This window comes from Sphingomonas sp. Root720 (assembly GCF_001428605.1).
Classification (GTDB): domain Bacteria; phylum Pseudomonadota; class Alphaproteobacteria; order Sphingomonadales; family Sphingomonadaceae; genus Rhizorhabdus.
In genome coordinates this window covers 287607-309652 of the sequence record NZ_LMID01000012.1, presented here as the reverse complement: position 1 = coordinate 309652, position 22046 = coordinate 287607, and the positions used below count along the sequence as shown (strand labels likewise).

Genomic DNA, 22046 nt, shown 5'->3' with positions numbered 1-22046 from the left:
CCTGGGATCGGCCGGGTTGGGGCCTCTAGCGCCGATACCAGGAAACCCATCGGTCAGGCGGCGTCACGGCCGCGCGGCGTAGCTGTTCGCGCAGGCTGTCCGCGAAACGCATCGCCCAGCGGGCGCGGAGGCGCAGGCGGGACCAGCGATATTGGTTGAGGACGCTGCGGAAGAAGGGATCGTGCGGCGACAGGCGAAACGCCTGTTTCGCGACCGCGACGGCCTTCCTCCGCTGCTTCGTCCGCCAGAGCATATGGCTCAGGAAATGATGGATATGCGCGTCCCCGGGATGCCGGGCGGCGAGTTGCCGGGCGAGCGCCAGCGCCCCCGCGAGGTCGCCCGATTGCGCGAGCGTATGCGCGTGCGGAAGCGCATAGCATGGTATGTCGCCGGACAGTCTGCGCGCGCGGGCATGGGCCGGCAGCGCCTCGGCATAGCGTCCGGCGGCGGCCAGCTTGGATGCGAGGATATGGAGTAACAGGTCCGTACCGGGGGAGCGGTCCGCTGCGCGCTGGGCCAGCGCAACCCCGAGCCGTGGCCGCCATGCGGGCTGACGCCGCGCCAGTTCGCTCAGGTAGATCGGATCGTTCTTGCGCGGCGCGTCGAGGCTGCGCGCGGCGGCTGCCAGGTCGAACGTGCCATCGAGCATGTCGCCGATCAGGCCCGCCAGCGCGCCGATCGACTGCAGAAATGTGGTCGCCGGATGCGCGGTGTAGGGCAGCGCAATGCCGCGGCAAGCGATGTCGGCCTCGATCAGCCGCACATGCGCGCCGTCGCTGCTGGCGGGATCGTAGACGATCACCGGATCGGCGGCACAGCGGATCGTCCCGTCGAGTTCCGGCCGCCATGCGATACGGTTCGCGTCGTCCCCCCACCGCCGCTCGAACGGCACCTTGCGCGGATCGAGCGAATATTGCGGCGAGAGGGCGAGGCAGGCCTGCGCGCCGAGCGCGTCGGCGAAGCGTATCGCCGCATAGCCGCCCATGCTCGACCCGTAGGTCATCACCCGCCGCCGCCCGGCGGCGACGGTGCGCGCCGCGGCGAGCGCGTCACGCATGTCCGGATATTGGTACCAGTCGTTTCCTCGGCCCAGGAAGGTCAGCACCGAGATGCCGCGCGACGCCAGGAAATCCTCGGCGAAGCCGGGCCGGTCGAACCGGCCGGTGATACCGTAATGATCGAAGGTGACGACCAACAGGTCCGGCCGGTGCGACGGGCGCTGCCGGACCAGAAGATTCTCGCTGGCGTACACGACCTCCTGCCGGCTCTCCATCATGTCGGTCCCCTGCGCTTCGCTGCCCGCCCTCGACCCTGGCTGCGACGCGCGCGCCGTGCGACCGCTTCTTCGTGAACAGGCGAATGGGCGATCTGGCGAACGGGCGGACGGCATATCGGCTCTTGATGAAGCCGCGCGCTTGGAACAGAAAACGGCGATGGACGTCGACGATCTCCTCAAACGGCCCGAACGCTGGGCCAGCGTGCTCGGCTGGGCGACGCTGGCCGGGCTCGAATTCGGCCTGATCGGTCCGTTCGGCAGCTATGCCTCGCACGTCTTCACGCGAATCGCCTACTGGACCCTGCTGTTCTGGGTCGGCGGCCTGCTGCTCTGGCCCTGTGTCGTCGCCGCGCTGGCGCTCGGGCCGCGCCGGGGCTTTCCGCCGCTCTTCTCGGGCGTCGCCGTCATCCTGCTCGCCTGCGTGCCGCTGGCGATGCTCGGCGCGATCGGCACGCACCTGTTCTGGCCGGCGCGGGCGGCGGCGATGCATGGGCTCGAATGGTACGGCCTGACGATCGTCGTGGCGCTGCCGGCGATGGCCGGGCTGCTCTGGGTCGAACTGGGCGGGACGCGCCTGATCGCCGCCTGGCGTGGCCGGACCCCCGCCGGCGCCCCCATTCCGGCGCCCGTCCTCGCCCGCGTCCCGGCCCCCATCCCGGCCACCACCCTGCCCGATCATCTGCTGGCCGGCGCGCTGTGCCTGCAGATGGAGGACCATCATGTCCGGGTGCACCTGCACGGCCGGTCGGTGCTCCACCACGCGGTGATGCGGAAGGTCGTCGGGGCGCTCGACGAACGGCGCGGCCTCCAGGTCCACCGCTCCTGGTGGGTGGCGCGCGACGCCGTCCGCGGCTGGCAGCGCGACGGCCGGTCGATCGGCCTGATCCTCGTCAACGGCCTGCGGGTGCCGGTCGCCCGGAACCGCGTGGCGATCCTGCGCGCCTGCGGCTGGCTCGACGGCAACGAAGAATGACGATCGCGGAAAGACGGGACGTGCCGGCCATGCAGCATGAGGAAACCGCCGACCTTCCCTATCTGCGCAAGGTGGTCGGGGCGTCGATGGCCGGGACGGTCGTCGAATGGTATGAGTTCTTCCTCTACGGCACCGCCGCGACGCTGGTGTTCGGCAAGCTGTTCTTCCCCCAGACCGGCAACGAGCTCGACGGCATCATCGCCGCCTTCGGCACCTATGCGGTCGGCTTCATCGCCCGGCCGCTGGGCGGGATCGTGTTCGGCCATATCGGCGACAGGATCGGCCGCAAGTCGCTGCTCCAGTTCAGCCTGATGCTGATCGGGGTCTCGACCTTCCTGATGGGCTGCCTGCCGACCTTCGACGCGATCGGCTATTGGGCGCCGGCGCTGCTGGTGGCGCTGCGCTTCGTCCAGGGCTTCGCGCTGGGCGGCGAATGGGGCGGGGCGGTGCTGCTCGTCGCCGAGCACAGCCCCAACCGCAGCCGCGCCTTCTGGGGCAGCTTCCCGCAGGCCGGGGTGCCGATGGGCAACCTGCTGGCGACGATCGTCCTGCTGCTGCTGTCCGCCACCCTGTCGAGCGCCGAATTCCTGGCCTGGGGCTGGCGGGTCGGCTTCTGGCTGTCGGTGATCATCGTCGCCATCGGCTATTATATCCGCACCAAGGTCAGCGATTCGCCGATCTTCGAGGCGGCGAAGGCGGAAGCCGAGCAGCGCGCCGATGCGGGCTACGGCCTGACCGAGGTGTTCCGCCGCTACCCGCGCGGGGTCTTCACCGCGATGGGCCTCCGGGTGGCCGAGAACATCCTCTATTATATGGTGGTCACCTTCTCGATCACCTATCTCGCCTATATCGGCGTCGACACCACCGAGATCCTGGCGCTGCTGTTCTGCGCGCACCTGCTGCACGTCGTGCTGATCCCGCTGATCGGCCGGCTGGCGGACCGGATCGGACGGCGGCCGGTCTATATCGTCGGCGCGGCGCTCACCATCGCCTGGCCGTTCGTCGTCTTCCCGCTGTTCGATACCGGCCGCGCGCCGATCATCCTGGGCGGCATCATGATCGGCATGGTCGTCCACGCCTTCATGTACGCGCCCCAGCCGGCGATCATGGCGGAGATGTTCCCGACCCGGATGCGCTATTCGGGGGTGTCGCTCGGCTATCAGGTGACCGCGATCTTCGCCGGTTCCTGGGCGCCGCTGATCGGCACCGCGCTGCTGCGCGGCTATGGCAGCTGGCACCCGATCGCGCTCTACGTCGCCGCCGCCGGCGCGATCAGCCTGGTCGCGGCGCTGATCATGACCGAGAGCAAGGGCGTCTCGCTGCTCGCGATCGACCAGGCCGACCGCGAACGGCGGGCCTGACCGGCCGCCGCTCCGAAGGCGCGGCCCACCCCCCGGCGGACGGCTTTCCACCCCCCATTTCCGGGTGCATGGGGTTGCCTGTTCGTTTTTTTACTTTTTTCGTTTTGCGCAGGCTGGTCCGGGGTCGGAGACCGCGGCATCTGACGTGGGAGAACGACCCGGCGCCGCCGGTGGCAAGCTGGGCAGGGAGGCGCATCGCCATCCCCGACACGCGATGGCGCTCGATTATCCAATGATGAGAAGGAGCCTGCCTTGGCGTGCGGGGGGAAGCCCCGGGCCCGGCGGCCCCACAACAGCAAGCCGGATCCTACATCGCAAGCGCGATCCGGTTCGCGACCGCGCTAATCCTGATCCTGAGCGCTTTCTATATCGAGTACGGTTCCGTAACATTAAAGCTTCGAATCAGGGAGAGTATGATGGCTAGCATGAGTGGAAATTGGATCAATGTTCGTCCAGGTGACCCGGCATTTAATGTGCTCACGAATATGTGCGACTACTTCGAGTTGGGTAATTCGTCGGGGAACGATGTCTGGCTCGAAGGACGGATTGTCGAGGGGGAATTTGTTTTCAACGGCCGGCTTTATCTGAAGAATGGGAAACTGGGCACCTTAATCGATTCATTTCCAAAGGGGCCAGTTCAGGAGGGGTGGACGCAGCGGCGGAAGTTAGACGCAGACGGGTATGAGCTGCTGGACGAGCATGGAGAAGTTATTTTTGGCTACCATGTCGATGGCAAAATCTGCGTTGTCGACGTGAACCTGTACAAGGCCAATGGCGAACTAGCTGCCCACGGTGGGCAAGGAGGGATGGTTTCACACGTCCCCACTAAGCTTGGGCGAAATGGTATCATTATCGGATAGTACTTTAATCCCGTCACGTCGTGCATCACGCCGTCGGGCGTAAGGTGGGTCTACGAGCAGCTCCACTGGCTAGTAATAGTTTAAACGGTTAAATGGACGCTCACAGCGGCGCATTGGCATTCATTAATATTGGTTTATCGGAAAAAGCGGTGGATTCACTTGGGCCTGAAACCAACACATACTGATTAAAAAGCATCTCCCGGAACCTACCCCCGCCCCGGCGCGGTTTCGGGCAGGCGCCAGAACAGCGGGAGGATGACGATCGCGACCAGGGCGATCATCGCGCCGGGGACGATCGCCCAGCCGGTCGCGTCGATCAGCAGGTGGGCGACCAGCGGGGTGAGGCCGCCGAAGATCGCGGTCGCGGTGGTTGCGCCGAGGGCGAGGCCGCTGAGCCGGCCCTCGCCGGGCAGCAGCTCGGCGGTGGCGACCGCGCCGACCGCGCTCACCGCGCCGCCCAGGCAGGCGAGCAGCACCGCACCCGCCAGCGCCTGCCACAGGCTGCCCTCGGCCATCAGCCAGAACAGCGTCATCGGCAGGACCGCGCCGCCCAGGCCGACCGCGATCAGGATCGGGCGGCGGCCCAGCCGGTCGGACAGCGCGCCGACCAGCGGCGTGACCGCGATCACTGCCACCGCCGCGACGGTCGACAGCCCCAGCGCGCGGGCCTCGTCCATCGCGCCCACCGCGTGGAGGAAGGTCGGCACATAGGTGATGCCGACATAATAGGTGATCGACCCCAGCGCCGAGATGGCGAAGCCCCGCGCGATGGCGCCGCGATGGCGGGTCCGGGCGTGGTGGAGCGGGCGGGCGGGAACGGTGCCGTGGGCCCGCTGCCGTTCGAACTCGGGCGATTCCTCCATCGTCGAGCGCGCGACGAGGATCGCCACCGCCATCGCCGCGCCGACCAGGAAGGGGATGCGCCAGCCCCAGCCGTCGAGCGCCGCCTGGTCCATCGACGCCACCACCACCGCCGAAAGCCCGACCGCGAGCAGCCCGCCGACCTCGCTCGCCGCCGAGGCCGAGGAGGTGATCAGCCCGCGACGCCGCTCGGGCGCGCCTTCGAGCAGATAGGCGACCACCCCGGTATATTCGCCGCCGACCGCGAAGGCGGTGAGGCAGCGCAGCAGGAACAGCAGCCATCCCGCCATCGGCCCGATCCGGGCATAGGTCGGCAACAGCGCGGTCGCGAGCATCGCCAGCGCCATCAGCGCCATCGACAGCAGCATCATCCGCCTCCGCCCGAAGCGGTCGCCGACATGGCCGAAGACGAGCGCGCCGAGCGGCCGCATCAGATAGGCGAGCGCGAAGCCCGCCAGCGTCTCGACCAGCGATCCCGCCCCGCCGCCGAAGAACACCCGTGACAGGACCGTGGTCAGGTAGAGATAGAGGGTGAAATCATACCATTCGACGATGGTCGAGAGGCCGGCGATCGCCATCGACCGGTTCGAGACGGGCCGTGTCACGCCGCCCCCGTCGCTCCCACCGATCGCGCGCCCATCCATCGCGCCCCCGCCCATCGCGAATCAGGCCTTTTCCGCCAGGCCGTCCTTCATCCAGCCGGGCATGATCGCGGGATCGAGCCCGTCGACCTGCCGCCGCTCGACCGTCCCGTCGGGCAGCATCACCAGCCGCCGGTTGACCTTGGCGCGCCAGTTCATCCGCGCGGTGTTCTCCTGCCCGACATAGCAACCCTTGGTGAAGCTCACCCCGCCGAGCAGGTCGGCATTGCATTCGAGCCAGAGATTCCTGTCCGATCCCAGCTCGTCGACGCCTTCCGGCACGCCGAGCGCGCGGCGATGCTCGTGCCAGCCATGGGCGGCGCCGTCCGCGGGCGCGATCCAGCGGCGGCCGAGCGCGGGCAGGCGCGGATCGGGCACGCCCCGGTCGCCCTCCGCCGCCCAGTGGACCGCGAGTCCCTCGTCGCGCGCGATCGCGATCGGCCTGCGCAGCCGGTAGAGGCTCAGCCGCCTGACCAGCGCATCGGCCTGTTCGCTCTCGGCGTCGATCAGCAGGTCGTCGCCGCTGTCGGGATCGGCCCAGACGATGAAATCGAACAGCGCCTTGCCTTGCGGCGTCAGCAGTCCCGCCCAGACGGGGAGGGGCCCGGCGACGTCGCTGGTGACGAGGCCTTGCAGGAAATCGCGCACCCCCTGTCCCGAGAGACGGATCAGGGCGCGGTCGGAAAGGGTGGTGCCGGACATGGAGCGAAGGTAGGAGCTTCCCATCCGGAAGTTAACCCGTGAAGGTGGCTGCAATGACCTACGACATGATCCTGAAGAACGGCACCGTCTGGACGGTCGGGGGTCCGGTGCAGGCCGATGTCGGCGTCACCGCCGGCAGGATCGCCGCAATCGGCAGCGCCAGCGCGCTGGGCGGCGACGCGGGCGAGACGATCGACTGCACCGGGCTCGACGTGCTGCCGGGGGTGATCGACAGCCAGGTCCATTTCCGCGAGCCGGGACTCGAGGCGAAGGAGGATCTCGAATCGGGCAGCCGCTCGGCGGTGCTCGGCGGCGTCACCGCGGTGTTCGAGATGCCGAACACCAAGCCCAACACCGATTCGGCCGAGGCGATCGCCGACAAGCTGGCGCGCGCGAAGAACCGGATGTGGTGCGACCACGCCTTTTACGTCGGTGCGACCACCGAGAATGCCGAGGCGCTCGCCGAGCTCGAGATGCTGCCCGGCACCGCGGGGGTGAAGATCTTCATGGGATCGTCGACCGGCAACCTGCTGGTCGCCGAGGACGAGCATCTCGCCCGGGTGCTGCGCGCCGGCAAGCGCCGGGTCGCGATCCATGCCGAGGACGAGCAGCGGATGATCGCGCGGCAGGGCGAGCGGGTCGAGGGCGATCCGTCGAGCCACCCGGTGTGGCGCGACGACGAGAGCGCGCTGCTCGCCACCCGCCGCATCCTCAAGATCGCGCGCGAGACCGGGCGCAAGATCCACATCCTCCACATCACCACCCCCGACGAGCTGGCGCTGATCGCGCAGAACAAGGACATCGCCACCTGCGAGGTGACGCCGCAGCACCTGACCCTGGCCGGCGAGGAGGCCTATCCCCGGCTCGGCACCCATGCGCAGATGAACCCGCCGATCCGGTCGGGCGCGCATCGCGACGGGCTGTGGCGCTACCTGCGCCAGGGCGTGCCCGACGTGCTCGGCTCGGACCATGCGCCGCACACGATCGAGGAGAAGGCCAGGACCTATCCGGCCAGCCCGAGCGGCATGCCCGGCGTCCAGACGCTGCTGCCGCTGATGCTCGACCATGTCGCCGCGGGGCGGCTGTCGCTCCAGCACCTGATCGAGCTGACCTCGGCCGGCCCGCAGCGGGTGTTCGGGCTCAGGACCAAGGGCCGCATCGCGCTCGGCTACGATGCCGACTTCACCGTCGTCGACCTCAAGGCGCGCTGGACGATCGAGCAGAGCTGGCTCGCCTCGCGCTGCGGCTGGTCGCCCTTCGCCGGCATGGAGATCACCGGCAAGCCGGTCGGCACGATCATCCGCGGCAACCGGGTGATGTGGGAGGGCAGCCTCGCCAACGCCGCGATCGGCGCGCCCGTCCGCTACGACAGCGTGCCGCTGGGCTGAATCCGCCGGGCTGAATCCGCCGCCGCGATCGCCGCCGCCGCTCGTGAGCCGCGTCTGGGGTGATGACGAAGCCGGACGGGACCGCTAAGCGATCGGCATGTCGCTCTATGCCGCCCTCCGCCCGCTGGTCTTCACGCTCGACGCCGAACGCGCCCACCGCGCGACGATCCGCGCCCTGCGGCTGCGGCCGCGGCGGGCGATCCCGGCATCGGACCCGCGCCTCGCCAGCGCGGTGGCGGGGCTGCGCTTCCCCAATCCGGTCGGCCTCGCTGCCGGGTTCGACAAGGACGCGCAGGTGCCCGACGCGATCCTCGGCCTCGGCTTCGGCTTCGCCGAAGTGGGGACGCTGACCCCCTTTCCGCAGGCCGGCAACCCGCGCCCGCGCCTGTTCCGGCTGGTCGAGGACCGCGCGGTGATCAACCGCATGGGCTTCAACAATGGCGGCCAGGCGGCGGCGCTCGAGCGGTTGCTGCGGCGCAACGACCGGCCCGGCATCGTCGGGGTCAATATCGGTGCGAACAAGGACGCCGCCGACCGCATCGCCGACTATGCCAATGGCGTGCGGGTGATGGCCGGCGTCGCCCGCTATCTGACGGTCAACATCTCCTCGCCCAACACGCCGGGGCTGCGCGCGCTGCAGGATCGCGGCGCGCTGACCGAGCTTCTCGCGGCGGTGATGGCGGCGCGGGCCGCCGGGGGGGGCGTCGCCGCGCCCCCGGTCTTCCTCAAGGTCGCCCCCGATCTCGAGCCCGCCGACATCGACGACATCGCGGAGATCGCGGGCGAGTTCCGGCTTGACGGGCTGATCGTGTCGAACACCACCATCTCGCGCCCGGCGCTGCGCAGCGCCCATGCCGGCGAGGCGGGCGGCCTGTCGGGGGCGCCGCTGAAGGCGCTGGCGCAGCAGCGCATCGCCGATTTCCGCGTGGCGACCGGCGGCGCGATCCCGCTGATCGCGGCGGGCGGCATCGCCTCGGCCGAGGACGCCTATGCCCGCATCCGCGCGGGCGCGAGCCTGGTCCAGCTCTATTCGGCGCTGGTCTACGAGGGGCCGGGGCTGGCGCGGCGGATCAATGCCGGGCTGGTCGCGCTGCTCGACCGCGACGGCTTCGCGACGATCGGCGAGGCGGTCGGGAAGGGCTGAGGCGCCCCTTCCACACCGTCATGCCGGCGCAGGCTGGCATCTCGTGAGACAGGGGGGCCGCACCTCTCCTGAGATGCCAGCCTACGCTGGCATGACGTCCGTGGGTCTGAACATGACGTCCGTGGGTGTGAACATCACGCCCGTGGGTGTGAAAGCGAGGGTGAGGCGAGGTCGCGGCTCCCCATAGGAAAAGGCCCGGAGCGTGCGCCCCGGGCCTTCCCGTTCCTCTCCCGAGAGGGACCGAACCGTGCGCTTATGCCGCGAACTGGTTCATCGTGTTGTGGATGCCGCCGGCCTTCAGCGCGGCTTCGCCTGCGAAATATTCCTTATGGTCGTCGCCGATGTCCGAGCCGGACATGTTCTGGTGCTTCACGCAGGCGATGCCCTGGCGGATCTCCTGGCGCTGCACGCCCGCGACATAGCCGAGCATGCCGGCGTCGCCGAAATATTCCTTGGCGAGGTTGTCGGTCGACAGCGCCGCGGTGTGATAGGTCGGCAGCGTGATCAGGTGGTGGAAGATGCCCGCCCGCTTCGCCGCGTCGCGCTGGAAGGTGCGGATCTTCTCGTCGGCCTCGGCCGCCAGCTCCGACCCGTCATAGTCGACGCTCATCAGCCTGGCGCGGTCATAGGCCGACACGTCCTTGCCCGCTTCGGCCCAGGCGTCGAACACCTGCTGGCGGAAGTTGAGCGTCCAGTTGAACGAGGGCGAGTTGTTGTAGACCAGCTTCGCGTTCGGGATCACCTCGCGGATGCGGTCGACCATGCCGGCGATCTGCTCGATATGCGGCTTCTCGGTCTCGATCCACAGCAGGTCGGCGCCGTTCTGCAGCGAGTTGATGCCGTCGAGGACGCAGCGGTCCGCGCCGGTGCCCGAGCGGAACTGGTAGAGGTTCGAGCGCAGCCGCTTCGGACGCATCAGCTTGCCGTTGCGGTTGATCACGACGTCGCCGTTGATCGTGCTGGTGTCGGTGATCTCCTCGCAGTCGAGGAAGCTGTTATACTGGTCGCCGATGTCGCCCGGCTCGGCCGAGAAGGCGATCTGCTTGGTCAGGCCGGCGCCGAGCGAGTCGGTGCGGGCGACGATGATGCCGTCGGTGATGCCCAGTTCGAGAAAGGCGTAGCGGCAGGCGCGGATCTTCGCGACGAAGTCCTCGTGCGGTACGGTGACCTTGCCGTCCTGGTGGCCGCACTGCTTCTCGTCGGACACCTGGTTCTCGATCTGCAGCGCGCAGGCGCCGGCTTCGATCATCTTCTTGGCGAGCAGATAGGTCGCCTCGGCATTGCCGAAGCCGGCGTCGATGTCGGCGATGATCGGCACGACATGGGTCTGGTAATTGTCGATCGCGTGGACCAGTCGCTGCTCCTCGACCTGGTTGCCGCTCTCGCGCGCCTTGTCGAGCTCGCGGAACATCAGGCCCAGCTCGCGGGCGTCGGCCTGGCGCAGGAAGGTGTAGAGCTCCTCGATCAGCGCGGGCACGCTGGTCTTCTCGTGCATCGACTGGTCGGGCAGCGGACCGAAGTCCGAACGCAGCGCGGCGACCATCCAGCCCGACAGGTAGAGATAACGGCGCTTGGTGGTGCCGAAATGCTTCTTGATCGAGATCATCTTCTGCTGGCCGATGAAGCCGTGCCAGCAGCCCAGCGACTGGGTGTAGCTGGCCGGGTCGGCGTCATAGGCGGCCATGTCCTCGCGCATGATCTTCGCGGTGTAGCGGGCGATGTCGAGGCCGCTCTGGAAGCGGTTCTGCACCCGCATGCGGGCGACCGCTTCGGCGCCGATGCCGGCCCAGGGCGATCCCTGGCTGCGGATCAGCTGTTCGGCCTGCGCGATTTCGTCCTGGTAGGTCATGTCACTTCCTCGGTTGTACGAGCCCAATGGCATGGCAGAACCGCGAAACGCGCGCCGAGTCAGCCCGATATTGTCAGAAAATCGGGTCGGATAGTCGGTTTTCGGTGTGGTAAAGAAGAAAAGTTGTAAGGATATTTACACGGAGTCGGCGCCGGTTCGGGCCGCGGCTCCGTTACGGAAGGCGGCGAAAAGCGGCGTCGCGTTAAAGCCTTGGAAACCGGCCTGGCCCTAGACTCGCGCCTTCGAAACAGACCCCGGAGTAGGCGATGCTTGGCAAGACGATCGAGGAGGGCACGTCCGCGCGCCCGCCGCGCGATCGCGGCGACCGGTTGACCGCCGGGGTGACGATCGCCGCGGTGCTGCTGGTCTGCGCCTCCGGCTTCACCGTCACCGGATCGGTGCTCCGCTCGCTCCGCGGCGAGCTGTCGGTCACCGACAATCTCATGATCTCGGTGCTGCTGCTCAACGTCGCGCTCAGCCTGCTCGGCTGGCGCCGCTACCGCGCGCTCCAGCATGAGGTGGCGCGGCGCCGCGCCGCCGAGGCGCGGGCGAGCGCGCTGGCGACGAGCGACCCGCTCACCGGCCTGCTCAACCGCCGCGCGCTGGGCGAAGGCGGCGCCCGGCTGATCGAGGCGTCGCTCGGCCGCCAGCGGCCGGTCGCGATGCTGATGATCGACCTCGACCATTTCAAGTCGATCAACGACCTGCACGGCCATCTCGCCGGAGACCAGCTGCTCCGCGCCGCCTCGGCCGCGATCGTCGCGCCGCTGCCGGCGCAGGCGCTGGCCGCCCGCCTCGGCGGCGACGAGTTCGCCTGCGCCTTCGCGTTCGATCCCGACCAGCCCGGCGCGGTCGAGCATGTCGCCGACGCGATCCTCGCGCGGATGGCCGAGCCCTTCCTGATCGGCGGGGTCGAGGCGCGGATCGGCGCCTCGATGGGCATCGCCCGCACCGAGGCGGGGTGCCGCACCGTCGACACGCTGATGCGCCGATCGGACATCGCGCTCTACGCGGCCAAGCGCGCCGGCCGCAACCAGCGCGCCTGGTTCGATTCGAGCATGGAGCGCGAGCTGGAGCTGCGCAACGAGATCGAGCTGGGCCTGCGCGCGGGCATTCCCTCGGGCCAGATCGTCCCCTGGTTCGAGCCGCAGGTCGACATGACCAGCGGCGCGCTGACCGGTTTCGAGCTGCTGGCGCGCTGGGACCATCCCGACCATGGCATCGTCGAGCCGGCGATGTTCATCCCGGTCGCCGAGGAATCGGGCCTGATCGGCGAGCTGTCGATGTCGGTGATGCGCGCCGGGATCGAGGAGGCGCGCCATTGGGACCCGTCGCTGCTGCTCGGGGTCAACATCAGCCCGTCGCAGATGCGCGATCCCTGGCTCGCCCAGAAGATCGTCAAGCTGCTGACCGAGACGAGCTTCCCCGCCGAGCGGCTCGAGGTCGAGATTACCGAGGCGGCGCTGTTCGAGAATCTCGGCTTCGCGGTGGCGATCATCGCCAGCCTGAAGAACCAGGGCATCCGTATCGCGCTCGACGATTTCGGCACCGGCTATTCGAGCCTGACCCACCTGCGCGCGCTGCCGCTCGACCGGATCAAGATCGACCGCAGCTTCGTGCTGCGCATGACCCAGGACGCCGACGCGGCGGCGCTCGTCCGCATGATCGTCTCGCTCGCGGAGAGCCTGGGCGTCTCGGCGATGGCGGAGGGCGTCGAGAATGGCGAGATCGCGGCGATGCTGACCGGGATCGGCTGCACCAGCGGCCAGGGCTGGCATTTCGGCCGCCCGGCCCCGGCGCGGACGACGCGCGGCCTCCTCGCCGGGCGCGGCCTGCTCGGCGCGGCCAGCCCGAGCGCCGTGGCGGGGGAGGTGGTCGCGATGCGCCAGGGCCGCCGCAAGCGGGCGTGAGCTTCGACGGCACCAAGCCGTCATGCCAACGCAGGCGGGACCTTGTGTAAGAGCCCATCTCCATTCGCTTCATCGTCATCCCGGCGAAAGCCGGGATCTCTCTGCCTTTCCGCCCTTCGGGAAGAAAGACGAAGATGAAGGGAGATCCCGGCTTTCGCCAGGATGACGGGGTGGGCACGGTATCGGCACGGTGGACTTGTCGCGCCCGAATCCCTAGATCGCGCGGGCGATGCAGGTCCGCTTTCACAAGATGCATGGTCTCGGCAATGATTTCGTCGTGATCGATGCGCGCGCCACCGCGCCGGTGGAGATGACCGCCGCGCGAGCCCGCGCGCTCGCCGACCGCAAGACCGGGGTCGGGTGCGACCAGCTGATCCTGCTCGAGCCGTCCGAGGTCGCCGACGCCCGGATGCGGATCTTCAACGCCGACGGCGGCGAGGTCGAGGCGTGCGGCAACGCCACGCGCTGCGTCGTCAGCCTGCTCGGCGGCAGCGCGCGGATCGAGACGGTCGGGGGGCTGCTCGAAGGGCGCAGCCTCGACGGGCAGGTCTCGGTCGCGCTCGGCGAGCCGCGCTTCGACTGGGACGCGATCCCGCTGGCCTATGCGATGGACACCCGCGCGATGCCGGTCGGCTGGGACGAGCTCGCGTCGCCGATGGCCGCCAATGTCGGCAATCCGCATGTCGTCTTCTTCGTGCCCGAGACCGACGCGGTCGCGCTCGACCGGCTCGGCCCGCTGATCGAGACCGACCCGCTGTTCCCCGCGCGGATCAACGTCAACGTCGCGACGGTCGACGACCGGTCGACGATCCGCCTGCGCGTGTGGGAGCGCGGCGTCGGCCTGACCGACGCCTGCGGCACCGGCGCCTGCGCGACGGCGGTCTCGGCGATCCGCGCCGGGCTGGCCGATTCGCCGGTGACGGTCATCCTGCCGGGCGGCCCGCTGACGATCGACTGGGCGCCGGGGCGGCCGATCACCATGACGGGCCCCGCCACCCATGTCTTCACCGCCGAGATCGACCTGAGCGCGTTCGGAAGCGCCGCCCGCGGATGAGCGGTCCCGAGCTGATCACCCTGGGCTGCCGGCTCAACATCGCCGAGAGCGAGGCGATGCGCGCGGCCGCCGCCGATGCCGACGACCTGATCATCGTCAACAGCTGCGCGGTCACCGCCGAGGCGGTCAAGCAGGCGCGCAAGGCGATCCGCCAGGCCGCGCGCCGCCGGCCCGAGGCGCGGATCGTCGTCACCGGCTGCGCCGCCCAGACCGATCCGGCGGGCTTCGCGGCGATGCCCGAGGTGGCGCGCGTGATCGGCAATGCCGAGAAGGGCCGGGCCGAGCTGCTGTTCTTCGACCGGGGCGAGCGCGCCGACGTCCATGTCTCGGACATCATGGCGGTGCGCGCGACCGCGCCGCACCTGGCCCCCGCCTTCGCCGCCCATGCCCGCGCCTTCGTCGAGGTGCAGAATGGCTGCGACCATCGCTGCACCTTCTGCGTCATTCCCCATGGCCGCGGCAACAGCCGCTCGGTCCCCGCCGGCCTCGTCGTCGAGCGGATCGCCGCGCTGGTCGACCAGGGCCATGGCGAGGTGGTGCTGACCGGGGTTGACCTGACCAGCTACGGCCCCGACCTGCCGGGCGCCCCGACCCTCGGCCAGCTGGTCGAGCGCATCCTGACCCATGTGCCGGGGCTCAAGCGGCTGCGGCTGTCCTCGCTCGATTCGATCGAGATCGACGACCGGCTGTTCGCGCTGCTGACGCAGGAGGCGCGGGTGATGCCGCACGTCCACCTGTCGCTCCAGGCCGGCGACGACATGATCCTCAAGCGGATGAAGCGCCGCCACAGCCGCGCGCAGGCGGTGGCGACCGTCGAGCGGCTCCGGGCGGCGCGGCCCGACATCGCGATCGGCGCCGACCTGATCGCCGGCTTTCCGACCGAGGACGAGGCGATGGCCGCGAACAGCGCCGCGCTGATCGACGATTGCGACATCGTCTTCGGCCATGTCTTTCCCTATTCGCCGCGCCCCGGCACCCCCGCCGCGCGCATGCCGCAACTCGACCGCGCGACGATCCGGCGGCGCGCGGCGGCGCTGCGCGCGCGGGCCGAGGCGCGGCGCACCCGCTGGCTGCGGACGCTGGTCGGCACCCGCCAGGCGGTGCTGGCCGAGCGCGGCGGCGCGGGCCATGCGCCCAATTTCGCGCGGGTGCGTTTCGACGGGGCGGCGCCGCCACCGGGCAGCATCGCGGACATCATCATCACCGGCCTCGACGATGACGGGCTGACGGGACTATGGGCGGACGGGACGGCATGAGCGACGCGCGCTGGCACGAGAAGCTGTTCGGGGGCTTTCGCAAGACCTCCGACAAGCTCGGCGAGAATCTGACCGGGCTGTTCGGCAAGGCCGCGCTCGACGATGCGACCCTCGACGAGATCGAGGAGGCGCTGATCGCGTCCGACCTCGGTCCCGCGACCGCCGGCCGCATCCGCGCGCGGCTCAAGGGCGAGATGTTCGACAAGGGCCTCGACGAGCGGGCGCTGCGCGAGATCGTCGCGCAGGAGATCGAGAAGGTGCTGGCCCCGGTCGCCAAGCCGCTCGAGATCGAGGCCTTTCCCCGCCCGCAGGTGATCCTCGTCATCGGCGTCAACGGATCGGGCAAGACGACGACGATCGCGAAGCTGGCGCATATGCTGCAGGAGCAGGACTATGCGGTGATGCTGGTCGCCGGCGACACCTTCCGCGCCGCCGCGATCGGCCAGCTCAAGGTGTGGGCCGACCGCATCGGCGTGCCGATCATCAGCGGGCAGGAGGGCGGCGACGCGGCCGGCCTGGTGTTCGAAGGCGTGAAGCAGGGGACCGAGAAGGGCATCGACGTGCTGATCGTCGACACCGCCGGTCGTCTGCAGAACAAGGCTGGCCTGATGGACGAGCTGGCGAAGATCAGGCGGGTGCTCGGCCGATTGAATCCGGCCGCGCCGCACGACGTCCTGCTCGTCCTCGACGCGACCACCGGACAGAATGCGCTGAGCCAGATCGAGATCTTCAAGGAGACGGCGGGGGTGACCGGGCTGATCATGACCAAGCTCGACGGCACCGCGCGCGGCGGCGTGCTGGTCGCGGCCGCCGAGCGCACCGGCATGCCCGTTCATGCGATCGGCATCGGCGAGGGCGTCGACGACCTCAGGCCCTTCGACCCGGCCGAGGTGGCGCGCGCCATCGCCGGGCTCGAGCGGCTGAAGTGAGGACCGAGGTGGCGCCGAATCCCTCCGAGAAGCGCGAGCCGACCGCCGGCCTGAAGCTGGCGATCGATCTCGGCCCGCTGCTGGTCTATCTGGTCGTCTATTGGCTGACCAAGAATGTCGTGCTGTCGACCGGCATCTTCATGGCGGCGACCTTCGCCGCGATCGCGGTGTCCTGGTTCACCACCCGCCGCGTCTCGGCGATGCTGCTCTTCTCGGGCGCGATGGTGCTGGTGTTCGGCGGGCTGACCGTCTGGCTCCACGACGCGACCTTCATCAAGATGAAGCCGACCGCTTATTATGTGATGGTCGCCGCGATCCTCGGCTTCGGCCTCGCCACCGACCGGCCGACCCTGAAGGCGGTGCTGGGGCAGGCCTATCCGGGGCTCAGCGACCTCGGCTGGACCAAGCTCACCCGCAACTGGGCGCTGTTCTTCGTCGCGATGGCGATCGCCAACGAGGCGGTGTGGCGATCGACCAGCATGGAGTTCTGGCTCGGCTATAAATTATGGGGTGCGATGCCGGCGACCATCCTGTTCGCGCTCGCCAATGTGCCGATGCTGATGAAGCATGGCCTGGCGACCGACAAGGCCGAGGACGCCGCGCTGCCGCCGCAGGGCTGACCGGGGGGCGATCGGCCGCGAAAGACCGATAAAGCGCTGAAATTCACGGAAGTTTCATCGTTCTGTCACGCCCGGCTTACCCCTCGTTTACCAGACGGGGCCTAGAGGTCGCGGGCAAGGAGCCCCGACGATGAGCCGCCATCCAGCGATTGCCAGACCGGTGCCGCCCGATCGGACGTCCGGGGCGATTCCCGACCCGATCGCGGCGGCGATGACGATCGACACGATCGCCGCGACCGCGAACCTGCGCGAGGTGATCGCGCGCTTCCGCGAGCAGCCCGACCTGGAGGTGCTGCCGGTCGTCGAGGATGACGGCCGCCCGGCCGGCGCGGTGCTCGAACGCGACATCCGCCGGCTGCTGCTCAACCCCTTCGGCCATGCGCTGCTCTGCAACCACAGCCTCTATCGCCGGCTCGACGGCTTCGTCAGCCAGGTGCCGGTCGCCGACGCCGGCATGGGCCTCGGCCATCTCTTCGCGCTGATCTCGGGCGGGGAGGGGCACGACGCGGTGATCCTGACCGAGGACGGGCGCTTCCGCGGCGTGGTCAGCGGGCGCAACCTGCTGCGCATGGCGGCCGACCGGGAGGCAGGGCTGGCCGCCGGCCGGGCCGCGCGGCTGCGCCGGATCCGCGAGGCGTCGGAGGCGATGCGTGCCGAGGCGGCGCTGCTGTCGCGCGAGATGACGGGCGCTTCCGAGCAGCTCGAGGATGCCGCGCGGACGATGAACGACCGGGCCGGCGACGCGGGCGCGAAAGGCCTGTCGGTGATGGCGGCGGCGGCGCAGGCGGCCGACAATGTCGGCGCGATCGCCGACCAGGGCCGCACCCTGGTCGAACAGCTCGAATCGCTCGGCCGCGAGGTCGGCCAGGCGCGCGCCTCGACCGCGCGGGTCAGCGCGCTGGTCGAGGAGGGCGGCCTGAAGGCACGGCAGCTCCACGACGCGACCCGCGAGATCGGCGCGGTGGTCGAGACGATCGACACGATCGCGCGGCGGATCAACCTGCTCGCGCTCAACGCGACGATCGAGGCGGCGCATGCCGGCGCCGCCGGTCGCGGCTTTGCGGTGGTCGCGGCCGAGGTCAAGGCGCTCGCCCAGCAGACCCGCGAGGCGGCGCGGCACATCGCGGGGCGGATCATGGGGGTGCGCAGCGGGGTGGGCGAGGTCGCCGCCGGCCAGGCCGGGATCGAGGCGGCGATGACCACGCTCGACAGCCTGTCCTCGACGATCGACGACACCGTCCTCAGCAACCAGGCGGCGGGGGCGCGGATCAGCGCCAATGTCCGCGACGCGGCGGGGGCCAACGCCCATATCCGCGAACAGGCGGCCGAGATCAGCGCGACGGCGAGCGATGCCGCCGCCGGATCGGGCGCGGTGCTCGACATCGCGCGCTCGCTCACCGTCGGCGCCGACCGGCTCCAGCAGCGGCTGGGCCGGTTCCTCGCAGAGATAGAGATGGCGTGAAGGCCCCTCTCCCGTCGGGAGAGGGGGTATCAGTTTAAGCCTCGACGAGCTGGTCGCCCCTGGCGACCGCGTCGCCGTCGACATTCTGCGAGACGAAGTCCCAGTTCACGACGGTGCCGAGCACGGTCTTGGCGAAGCGGGGGCGTTCGTTGCGATAATCGATATAATAAGCATGTTCCCACACATCGAGCGTCAGCAGCGGCTTGACGTTCTCGATCGCGAGCGGGGTCTCGCCGTCGTGGAGCGAGGTGATCTTGAGCGCGTCGCCGGCCAGCACGAGCCAGGCCCAGCCGCTGCCGAAATGGCCGACCGCCTCGTTCGCCAGTTTCTCGACCAGCGCCTCCTGGCTGCCGAAGCTCGCCTCGATCAGCTTGGCGAGCTTGTCGGACGGACGGGTCGATCCCTCCGGGGCGAGGCACTGCCAGAAGAAGTCGTGGTTCCAGATCTGGCCGGCATTGTTGGCCAGCGGCTTGTCGCCCTGGTCCTTGGCGAGACGGATCACCTCGACCAGCGACTTGCCGGCGAGTCCCTTCTCGTCGATCCAGCCGTTGACCTTGTCGACATAGGCCTTGTGATGCTTGCCATGGTGATAGTCGAAGCTCTCGGCGGACAGCACCGGTTCCAGCGCCGCGCGATCAAACGGCAGGGGGGGAAGGGCGAACGCCATGGAAATTCTCCGTATGGATAGGGGGGTGGAATGTTTCCCTAACGATCCTAAGCACATGCAGGTCCAGGAGAATCGCACATTTCCGTCGCGTTTTTGCGGCGCAACATCGCTCCGGCATCATAATGTGTGACAAGGGCGCAACGAATTCTTACACTGCACGCCGGAAGCGATCCGCATAGGTCAAGGGCGCGGGCGCAACACGCAGGGGAACGCCATGGATAAATTCTTCGCCAATCTGCATCTGGTGCTGATCGTCGGCCTCGTCGCCGCGATCGCGCTGATCGCCTATGTCCATCCGGACCAGTCGCTGCTGGTCAACTATGTGCTGCGCTGGCTGCACGTGTTCTTCGGCATTACCTGGATCGGCCTGCTCTATTATTTCAACTTCGTGCAGATTCCGACCATGCCGTCGGTGCCCGCCGAGCTGAAGCCGGGCGTCAGCAAGTACATCGCCCCCAAGGCGCTGTTCTTTTTCCGCTGGGGCGCGGCCTTCACGGTGCTGACCGGCCTCGCGGTCGCCTATGTCACCGGCTATCTGCACCAGGCGCTGGCGCTGCAGGCCGACTATCGCCTGATCGGCATCGGCATGTGGCTGGCGCTGATCATGGCCTTCAACGTGTGGTTCCTGATCTGGCCGGCGCAGAAGAAGGCGCTGGGCCTGGTCGAGGCCGACGCCGACACCAAGGCGAAGGCCGCGAAGACCGCGATGATCTTCTCGCGCGCCAACACGCTGCTGTCGATCCCGATGCTCTACGCGATGACCAACGCCAATCTCGGCTGAGCCATCCCATAGCTGACGGAACAGGGGCCGGGGGAGCGATCCTCCGGCCCTTTGTCGTGAACCAGGACGGGCTCCTCCGTCCCGCCTCTCCCTGCGTCATTCCAGCGAAAGCTGGAATCTCGCGAGACAAGGGCGGGACACAGCCTCCCGAGATTCCCGCTTTCGCTGGAATGACGGGGAGAGAGGAGGCGTCAGTGCCGCAGCATTCGGCGCCGCGCCGCGCGCGCCAGTCGTGCGAGCGGCTCGGGCAGCCGGTCGAGCGGTCCGGGTGCCGATATGTCGGTGCGCGAGGGCCGCTGGTGGGCGACCGGCGGCATCGCCAGCCAGGTCGCGAGGTCGGGCCGGGCGCGGCGGAACCAGTTATAGGCGCCGTCGACATCCATCGGCCCGCCGTCGGGGCTGCCCGGCGGCCGGGCGAGCATCGCCTCGAGATAGGCGGGCAGGCCGTCGATCGCGGCGGGGCCGAAGCCCAGGCAATGGGCGAGCCGGATCGTCAGGCCGGGATCGGCGCGCAGGATCGGACCCGCCGACAGGTCGAGCGCACCCGGCCCCTCGGGCAGCGCATGGCCGCCATTGAAGAAGGCGAAGCCCTCGCGGTCGAGCCGGTCGAGCAGCGGCGGCAGGCGGCGGCCGATCGCGCCGACGAAGTCGCAATCGTCCTCGAGCATCAGGATGCGGCCCAGGCCCTGCGCGCGCGCCTCGCGCAGCACGGCGAGCTGGCTGAGGAAGGCCCCGTGCGCGCCGATGCTGCGGAACCCGGCCGCATCGGCCGGGCGGATCGCCGCGAACAGCCGCACCCGCGGATCGTCGAAGCCGGTGCCGATCCGCGCCAGCTCGGCCGCCATTTCGCGCCGCCGGTCGGCGCGGTCGGGCAGGTTGATGACATAGATCCGGTCGAAGCTGCGGAAGATCCGGTCCGGGGTCATCCCTGGCGGTCGAGCAGGTCGTGGCGGCGCAAGGCGTGGCGGAGCTGGTCGTAGCTGAGCTTGAGCGCGGCCGCGGTGGCGCGCTGGTTGAAGCGGCAGCGCTTCAGCGCATCCTCGAGCAGCCCCTTCTCATAGGTCAGCACCGCCGCACGGAAATCCTCGCAGCTCACGGTTGGGGCCGTGGGACGGGCGGCGGCAGGCGCCGGCGGGGCTGGCGCATCGCCGCCCTCGGCGCGAGGCGGCGCGACGGGCCTGGAGGCGGCCGGGCGCCACGGGCTGTCGAACGGATCGAACTGGATCGCGTCGATCGGCCGCTCGGGATCCTCCCAGCGATAGACCGCGCGCTCGACGACGTTGCGCAGTTCGCGGACGTTGCCGGGCCAGTCGTGGGTGGCCAGCGCCTCGGCCGCCTGCGGGCCGAAGCCGGGCCAATAAGGCCAGTCGAGTTCCGCCGCCATGCGCCGGCCGAAATGATCGGCCAGCACGGGCACGTCGCCCTCGCGGGCCCGGAGCGGCGGCAGGGTGATCACCTCGAAGCACAGCCGGTCGAGCAGGTCGGCGCGGAAGCGGCCCTTGTCGACCAGATCGGGCAGGTGCTCGTTGGTCGCGGCGACGATGCGGACGTCGACCCGCACCGGGCGCGACGCGCCGATCCGGGTGACCTCGCCATATTCGACCGCGCGGAGCAGCCGCTCCTGCGCGCCCATCGACAGCGTCGCCAGCTCGTCGAGGAACAGGGTGCCGCCGTCCGACTCCTCGAACCGGCCGGCGCGCGCCTTGGTCGCGCCGGTGAAGGCGCCCGCCTCATGGCCGAACAGCTCGGCCTCGATCAGCGTCTCGGGAAGCGCGGCGCAGTTCATGATGACGAGCGGCCCGTCCCAGCGCGGCGACAGACGGTGGAGGCGCTCGGCGACCAGCTCCTTGCCGGTGCCGCGCTCGCCGATCACCAGCACCGGGCGGTTCAGCGCGGCCGCGCGGCTGGCGCGCTCGACCGAGTCGAGGAAGGCCAGCGACTGGCCGATGAACTGGGCTTCGCGCTCCATGGCCGACAGTTGGCGCATTTTGCCAAGTTGTGGCAACAGAAAATTGTACCGGCCGTGGCGGTAAGGGGCGGAAAGCGCGGATTTCCGCCGGAACGGGAATTGGCACGGTCCCTGCAAAGAAGATGGCAACACCGGCGCAGGCCGGAACGAAACGCCAGCCCAGGGACATAAGTCATGTTCAAGTTCGACAAGATCGACCTCCAGCGCATCACCGTCTCGACGATCGGTGCCGCGGTCCTGTCGGTTATCTGCGTGACCGGTGCGGTTGCCCCGGCGCGTGCCGATGTGGCGGCCGCCAAGGTCGTCCAGATCGTCGACTAAGCCGTGGCGTCCGGGTCCAACG

General features: G+C 69.3%; 20 protein-coding genes. 13 read left to right on the top strand and 7 right to left on the bottom strand.

Annotation, left to right across the window (positions count from 1 at the left end):
- Positions 1-25: 25 nt before the first annotated feature.
- The gene (locus ASE22_RS16525; protein WP_056601616.1) at positions 26-1276 is read right to left on the bottom strand and encodes a tetratricopeptide repeat protein; all 1251 of its coding nucleotides are present in this window, start codon (positions 1274-1276) and stop codon (positions 26-28) included.
- A gap of 157 nt (positions 1277-1433) precedes the next feature.
- Here ASE22_RS16525 and ASE22_RS16520 point away from each other — a divergent pair, with 157 nt between their 5' ends.
- From ASE22_RS16520 to ASE22_RS16510, 3 genes are all read left to right on the top strand, one after another.
- Positions 1434-2249, top strand: a complete 816-nt coding sequence (locus ASE22_RS16520) for a LytTR family DNA-binding domain-containing protein (protein ID WP_056362008.1) — start codon at positions 1434-1436, stop codon at positions 2247-2249.
- Between the two features lie 29 nt (positions 2250-2278).
- The gene (locus ASE22_RS16515) at positions 2279-3610 is read left to right on the top strand and encodes an MFS transporter (protein ID WP_056362532.1); all 1332 of its coding nucleotides are present in this window, start codon (positions 2279-2281) and stop codon (positions 3608-3610) included.
- A gap of 416 nt (positions 3611-4026) precedes the next feature.
- Positions 4027-4470 (top strand): hypothetical protein, encoded by a 444-nt coding sequence (locus ASE22_RS16510; RefSeq protein WP_156407252.1) that lies wholly within the window; start codon positions 4027-4029, stop codon positions 4468-4470.
- 206 nt (positions 4471-4676) lie between these two features.
- Here the strand turns inward: ASE22_RS16510 and ASE22_RS16505 are convergent, their stop codons facing one another.
- Positions 4677-5909 carry an MFS transporter gene (locus ASE22_RS16505; RefSeq protein WP_200933119.1) on the bottom strand — a complete coding sequence of 411 codons (1233 nt, stop codon included), beginning with the start codon at positions 5907-5909 and terminating at the stop codon, positions 4677-4679.
- An 87-nt stretch (positions 5910-5996) separates the two neighbouring features.
- Entirely contained in the window at positions 5997-6674 is a 678-nt protein-coding gene (ygfZ, locus tag ASE22_RS16500; protein ID WP_056362002.1) for a CAF17-like 4Fe-4S cluster assembly/insertion protein YgfZ, read from the bottom strand.
- A 53-nt stretch (positions 6675-6727) separates the two neighbouring features.
- Here ygfZ and ASE22_RS16495 point away from each other — a divergent pair, with 53 nt between their 5' ends.
- Both ASE22_RS16495 and ASE22_RS16490 read left to right on the top strand, forming a co-directional pair.
- Positions 6728-8062, top strand: a complete 1335-nt coding sequence (locus tag ASE22_RS16495) for a dihydroorotase (protein ID WP_056362000.1) — start codon at positions 6728-6730, stop codon at positions 8060-8062.
- A 97-nt stretch (positions 8063-8159) separates the two neighbouring features.
- The gene (locus tag ASE22_RS16490) at positions 8160-9206 is read left to right on the top strand and encodes a quinone-dependent dihydroorotate dehydrogenase (protein WP_056361998.1); all 1047 of its coding nucleotides are present in this window, start codon (positions 8160-8162) and stop codon (positions 9204-9206) included.
- 253 nt (positions 9207-9459) lie between these two features.
- Here ASE22_RS16490 and ASE22_RS16485 read toward each other — a convergent pair whose 3' ends face one another.
- A complete protein-coding gene (locus tag ASE22_RS16485; protein WP_056361995.1) occupies positions 9460-11055 on the bottom strand; it encodes an isocitrate lyase in 1596 nt (531 codons plus the stop codon).
- 266 nt (positions 11056-11321) lie between these two features.
- Between ASE22_RS16485 and ASE22_RS16480 the strand changes: the two genes are divergently transcribed.
- The 6 genes from ASE22_RS16480 to ASE22_RS27920 all read left to right on the top strand — a co-directional run bounded on the left by ASE22_RS16480 (position 11322) and on the right by ASE22_RS27920 (position 18286).
- On the top strand, positions 11322-12965 hold the full coding sequence (locus ASE22_RS16480; RefSeq protein WP_056361992.1) for a putative bifunctional diguanylate cyclase/phosphodiesterase: 1644 nt from the start codon (positions 11322-11324) through the stop codon (positions 12963-12965).
- Positions 12966-13194: 229 nt separating this feature from the next.
- Positions 13195-14019, top strand: coding sequence for a diaminopimelate epimerase (gene dapF / locus ASE22_RS16475; RefSeq protein ID WP_056361988.1), 825 nt, complete (start codon positions 13195-13197; stop codon positions 14017-14019).
- Positions 14016-15275, top strand: a complete 1260-nt coding sequence (mtaB, locus tag ASE22_RS16470; RefSeq protein ID WP_056361985.1) for a tRNA (N(6)-L-threonylcarbamoyladenosine(37)-C(2))-methylthiotransferase MtaB — start codon at positions 14016-14018, stop codon at positions 15273-15275. Before dapF ends, mtaB begins: the two co-directional genes overlap by 4 nt.
- Positions 15272-16204, top strand: coding sequence for a signal recognition particle-docking protein FtsY (gene ftsY, locus ASE22_RS16465; RefSeq protein ID WP_056362527.1), 933 nt, complete (start codon positions 15272-15274; stop codon positions 16202-16204). Before mtaB ends, ftsY begins: the two co-directional genes overlap by 4 nt.
- Before the next feature lie 8 nt (positions 16205-16212).
- Entirely contained in the window at positions 16213-16824 is a 612-nt protein-coding gene (locus ASE22_RS16460; protein ID WP_200933107.1) for a septation protein A, read from the top strand.
- Positions 16825-16954: 130 nt separating this feature from the next.
- The gene (locus tag ASE22_RS27920; RefSeq protein WP_321163631.1) at positions 16955-18286 is read left to right on the top strand and encodes a methyl-accepting chemotaxis protein; all 1332 of its coding nucleotides are present in this window, start codon (positions 16955-16957) and stop codon (positions 18284-18286) included.
- 34 nt (positions 18287-18320) lie between these two features.
- Here ASE22_RS27920 and ASE22_RS16450 read toward each other — a convergent pair whose 3' ends face one another.
- Positions 18321-18953, bottom strand: coding sequence for a superoxide dismutase (locus tag ASE22_RS16450; RefSeq protein ID WP_056361979.1), 633 nt, complete (start codon positions 18951-18953; stop codon positions 18321-18323).
- Between the two features lie 214 nt (positions 18954-19167).
- On the opposite strand from ASE22_RS16450, the gene ASE22_RS16445 reads away from it, so the two are divergent.
- Positions 19168-19734 carry a urate hydroxylase PuuD gene (locus ASE22_RS16445; RefSeq protein WP_056361976.1) on the top strand — a complete coding sequence of 189 codons (567 nt, stop codon included), beginning with the start codon at positions 19168-19170 and terminating at the stop codon, positions 19732-19734.
- A gap of 191 nt (positions 19735-19925) precedes the next feature.
- On the opposite strand, the gene ASE22_RS16440 is transcribed toward ASE22_RS16445, so the two are convergent.
- Positions 19926-20660 carry a hypothetical protein gene (locus ASE22_RS16440; protein ID WP_056361974.1) on the bottom strand — a complete coding sequence of 245 codons (735 nt, stop codon included), beginning with the start codon at positions 20658-20660 and terminating at the stop codon, positions 19926-19928.
- Positions 20657-21703 (bottom strand): phage shock protein operon transcriptional activator, encoded by a 1047-nt coding sequence (gene pspF, locus ASE22_RS16435; protein ID WP_056362521.1) that lies wholly within the window; start codon positions 21701-21703, stop codon positions 20657-20659. Before pspF ends, ASE22_RS16440 begins: the two co-directional genes overlap by 4 nt.
- 174 nt (positions 21704-21877) lie before the next feature.
- On the opposite strand from pspF, the gene ASE22_RS26855 reads away from it, so the two are divergent.
- The gene (locus ASE22_RS26855; protein ID WP_156397168.1) at positions 21878-22024 is read left to right on the top strand and encodes a hypothetical protein; all 147 of its coding nucleotides are present in this window, start codon (positions 21878-21880) and stop codon (positions 22022-22024) included.
- The last annotated feature ends 22 nt before the right edge of the window (positions 22025-22046 follow it).

Excerpts from the sequence above, each read along its gene's own strand:
- ASE22_RS27920 (WP_321163631.1), top strand. The coding sequence starts at position 16,955 with ATGAGCCGCCATCCAGCGATTGCCAGACCGGTGCCGCCCGATCGGACG.
- pspF (WP_056362521.1), bottom strand. The coding sequence starts at position 21,703 with ATGGAGCGCGAAGCCCAGTTCATCGGCCAGTCGCTGGCCTTCCTCGAC.
- ftsY (WP_056362527.1), top strand. The coding sequence starts at position 15,272 with ATGAGCGACGCGCGCTGGCACGAGAAGCTGTTCGGGGGCTTTCGCAAG.
- ASE22_RS16525 (WP_056601616.1), bottom strand. The coding sequence starts at position 1,276 with ATGATGGAGAGCCGGCAGGAGGTCGTGTACGCCAGCGAGAATCTTCTG.
- ASE22_RS16440 (WP_056361974.1), bottom strand. The coding sequence starts at position 20,660 with ATGACCCCGGACCGGATCTTCCGCAGCTTCGACCGGATCTATGTCATC.
- dapF (WP_056361988.1), top strand. The coding sequence starts at position 13,195 with ATGCAGGTCCGCTTTCACAAGATGCATGGTCTCGGCAATGATTTCGTC.
- ASE22_RS16485 (WP_056361995.1), bottom strand. The coding sequence starts at position 11,055 with ATGACCTACCAGGACGAAATCGCGCAGGCCGAACAGCTGATCCGCAGC.
- ASE22_RS26855 (WP_156397168.1), top strand. The coding sequence starts at position 21,878 with ATGTTCAAGTTCGACAAGATCGACCTCCAGCGCATCACCGTCTCGACG.
- ASE22_RS16450 (WP_056361979.1), bottom strand. The coding sequence starts at position 18,953 with ATGGCGTTCGCCCTTCCCCCCCTGCCGTTTGATCGCGCGGCGCTGGAA.
- ASE22_RS16505 (WP_200933119.1), bottom strand. The coding sequence starts at position 5,909 with ATGGCGATCGCCGGCCTCTCGACCATCGTCGAATGGTATGATTTCACC.
- ASE22_RS16515 (WP_056362532.1), top strand. The coding sequence starts at position 2,279 with ATGCAGCATGAGGAAACCGCCGACCTTCCCTATCTGCGCAAGGTGGTC.
- mtaB (WP_056361985.1), top strand. The coding sequence starts at position 14,016 with ATGAGCGGTCCCGAGCTGATCACCCTGGGCTGCCGGCTCAACATCGCC.
- ygfZ (WP_056362002.1), bottom strand. The coding sequence starts at position 6,674 with ATGTCCGGCACCACCCTTTCCGACCGCGCCCTGATCCGTCTCTCGGGA.
- ASE22_RS16510 (WP_156407252.1), top strand. The coding sequence starts at position 4,027 with ATGGCTAGCATGAGTGGAAATTGGATCAATGTTCGTCCAGGTGACCCG.
- ASE22_RS16445 (WP_056361976.1), top strand. The coding sequence starts at position 19,168 with ATGGATAAATTCTTCGCCAATCTGCATCTGGTGCTGATCGTCGGCCTC.
- ASE22_RS16495 (WP_056362000.1), top strand. The coding sequence starts at position 6,728 with ATGACCTACGACATGATCCTGAAGAACGGCACCGTCTGGACGGTCGGG.
- ASE22_RS16520 (WP_056362008.1), top strand. The coding sequence starts at position 1,434 with ATGGACGTCGACGATCTCCTCAAACGGCCCGAACGCTGGGCCAGCGTG.
- ASE22_RS16490 (WP_056361998.1), top strand. The coding sequence starts at position 8,160 with ATGTCGCTCTATGCCGCCCTCCGCCCGCTGGTCTTCACGCTCGACGCC.
- ASE22_RS16480 (WP_056361992.1), top strand. The coding sequence starts at position 11,322 with ATGCTTGGCAAGACGATCGAGGAGGGCACGTCCGCGCGCCCGCCGCGC.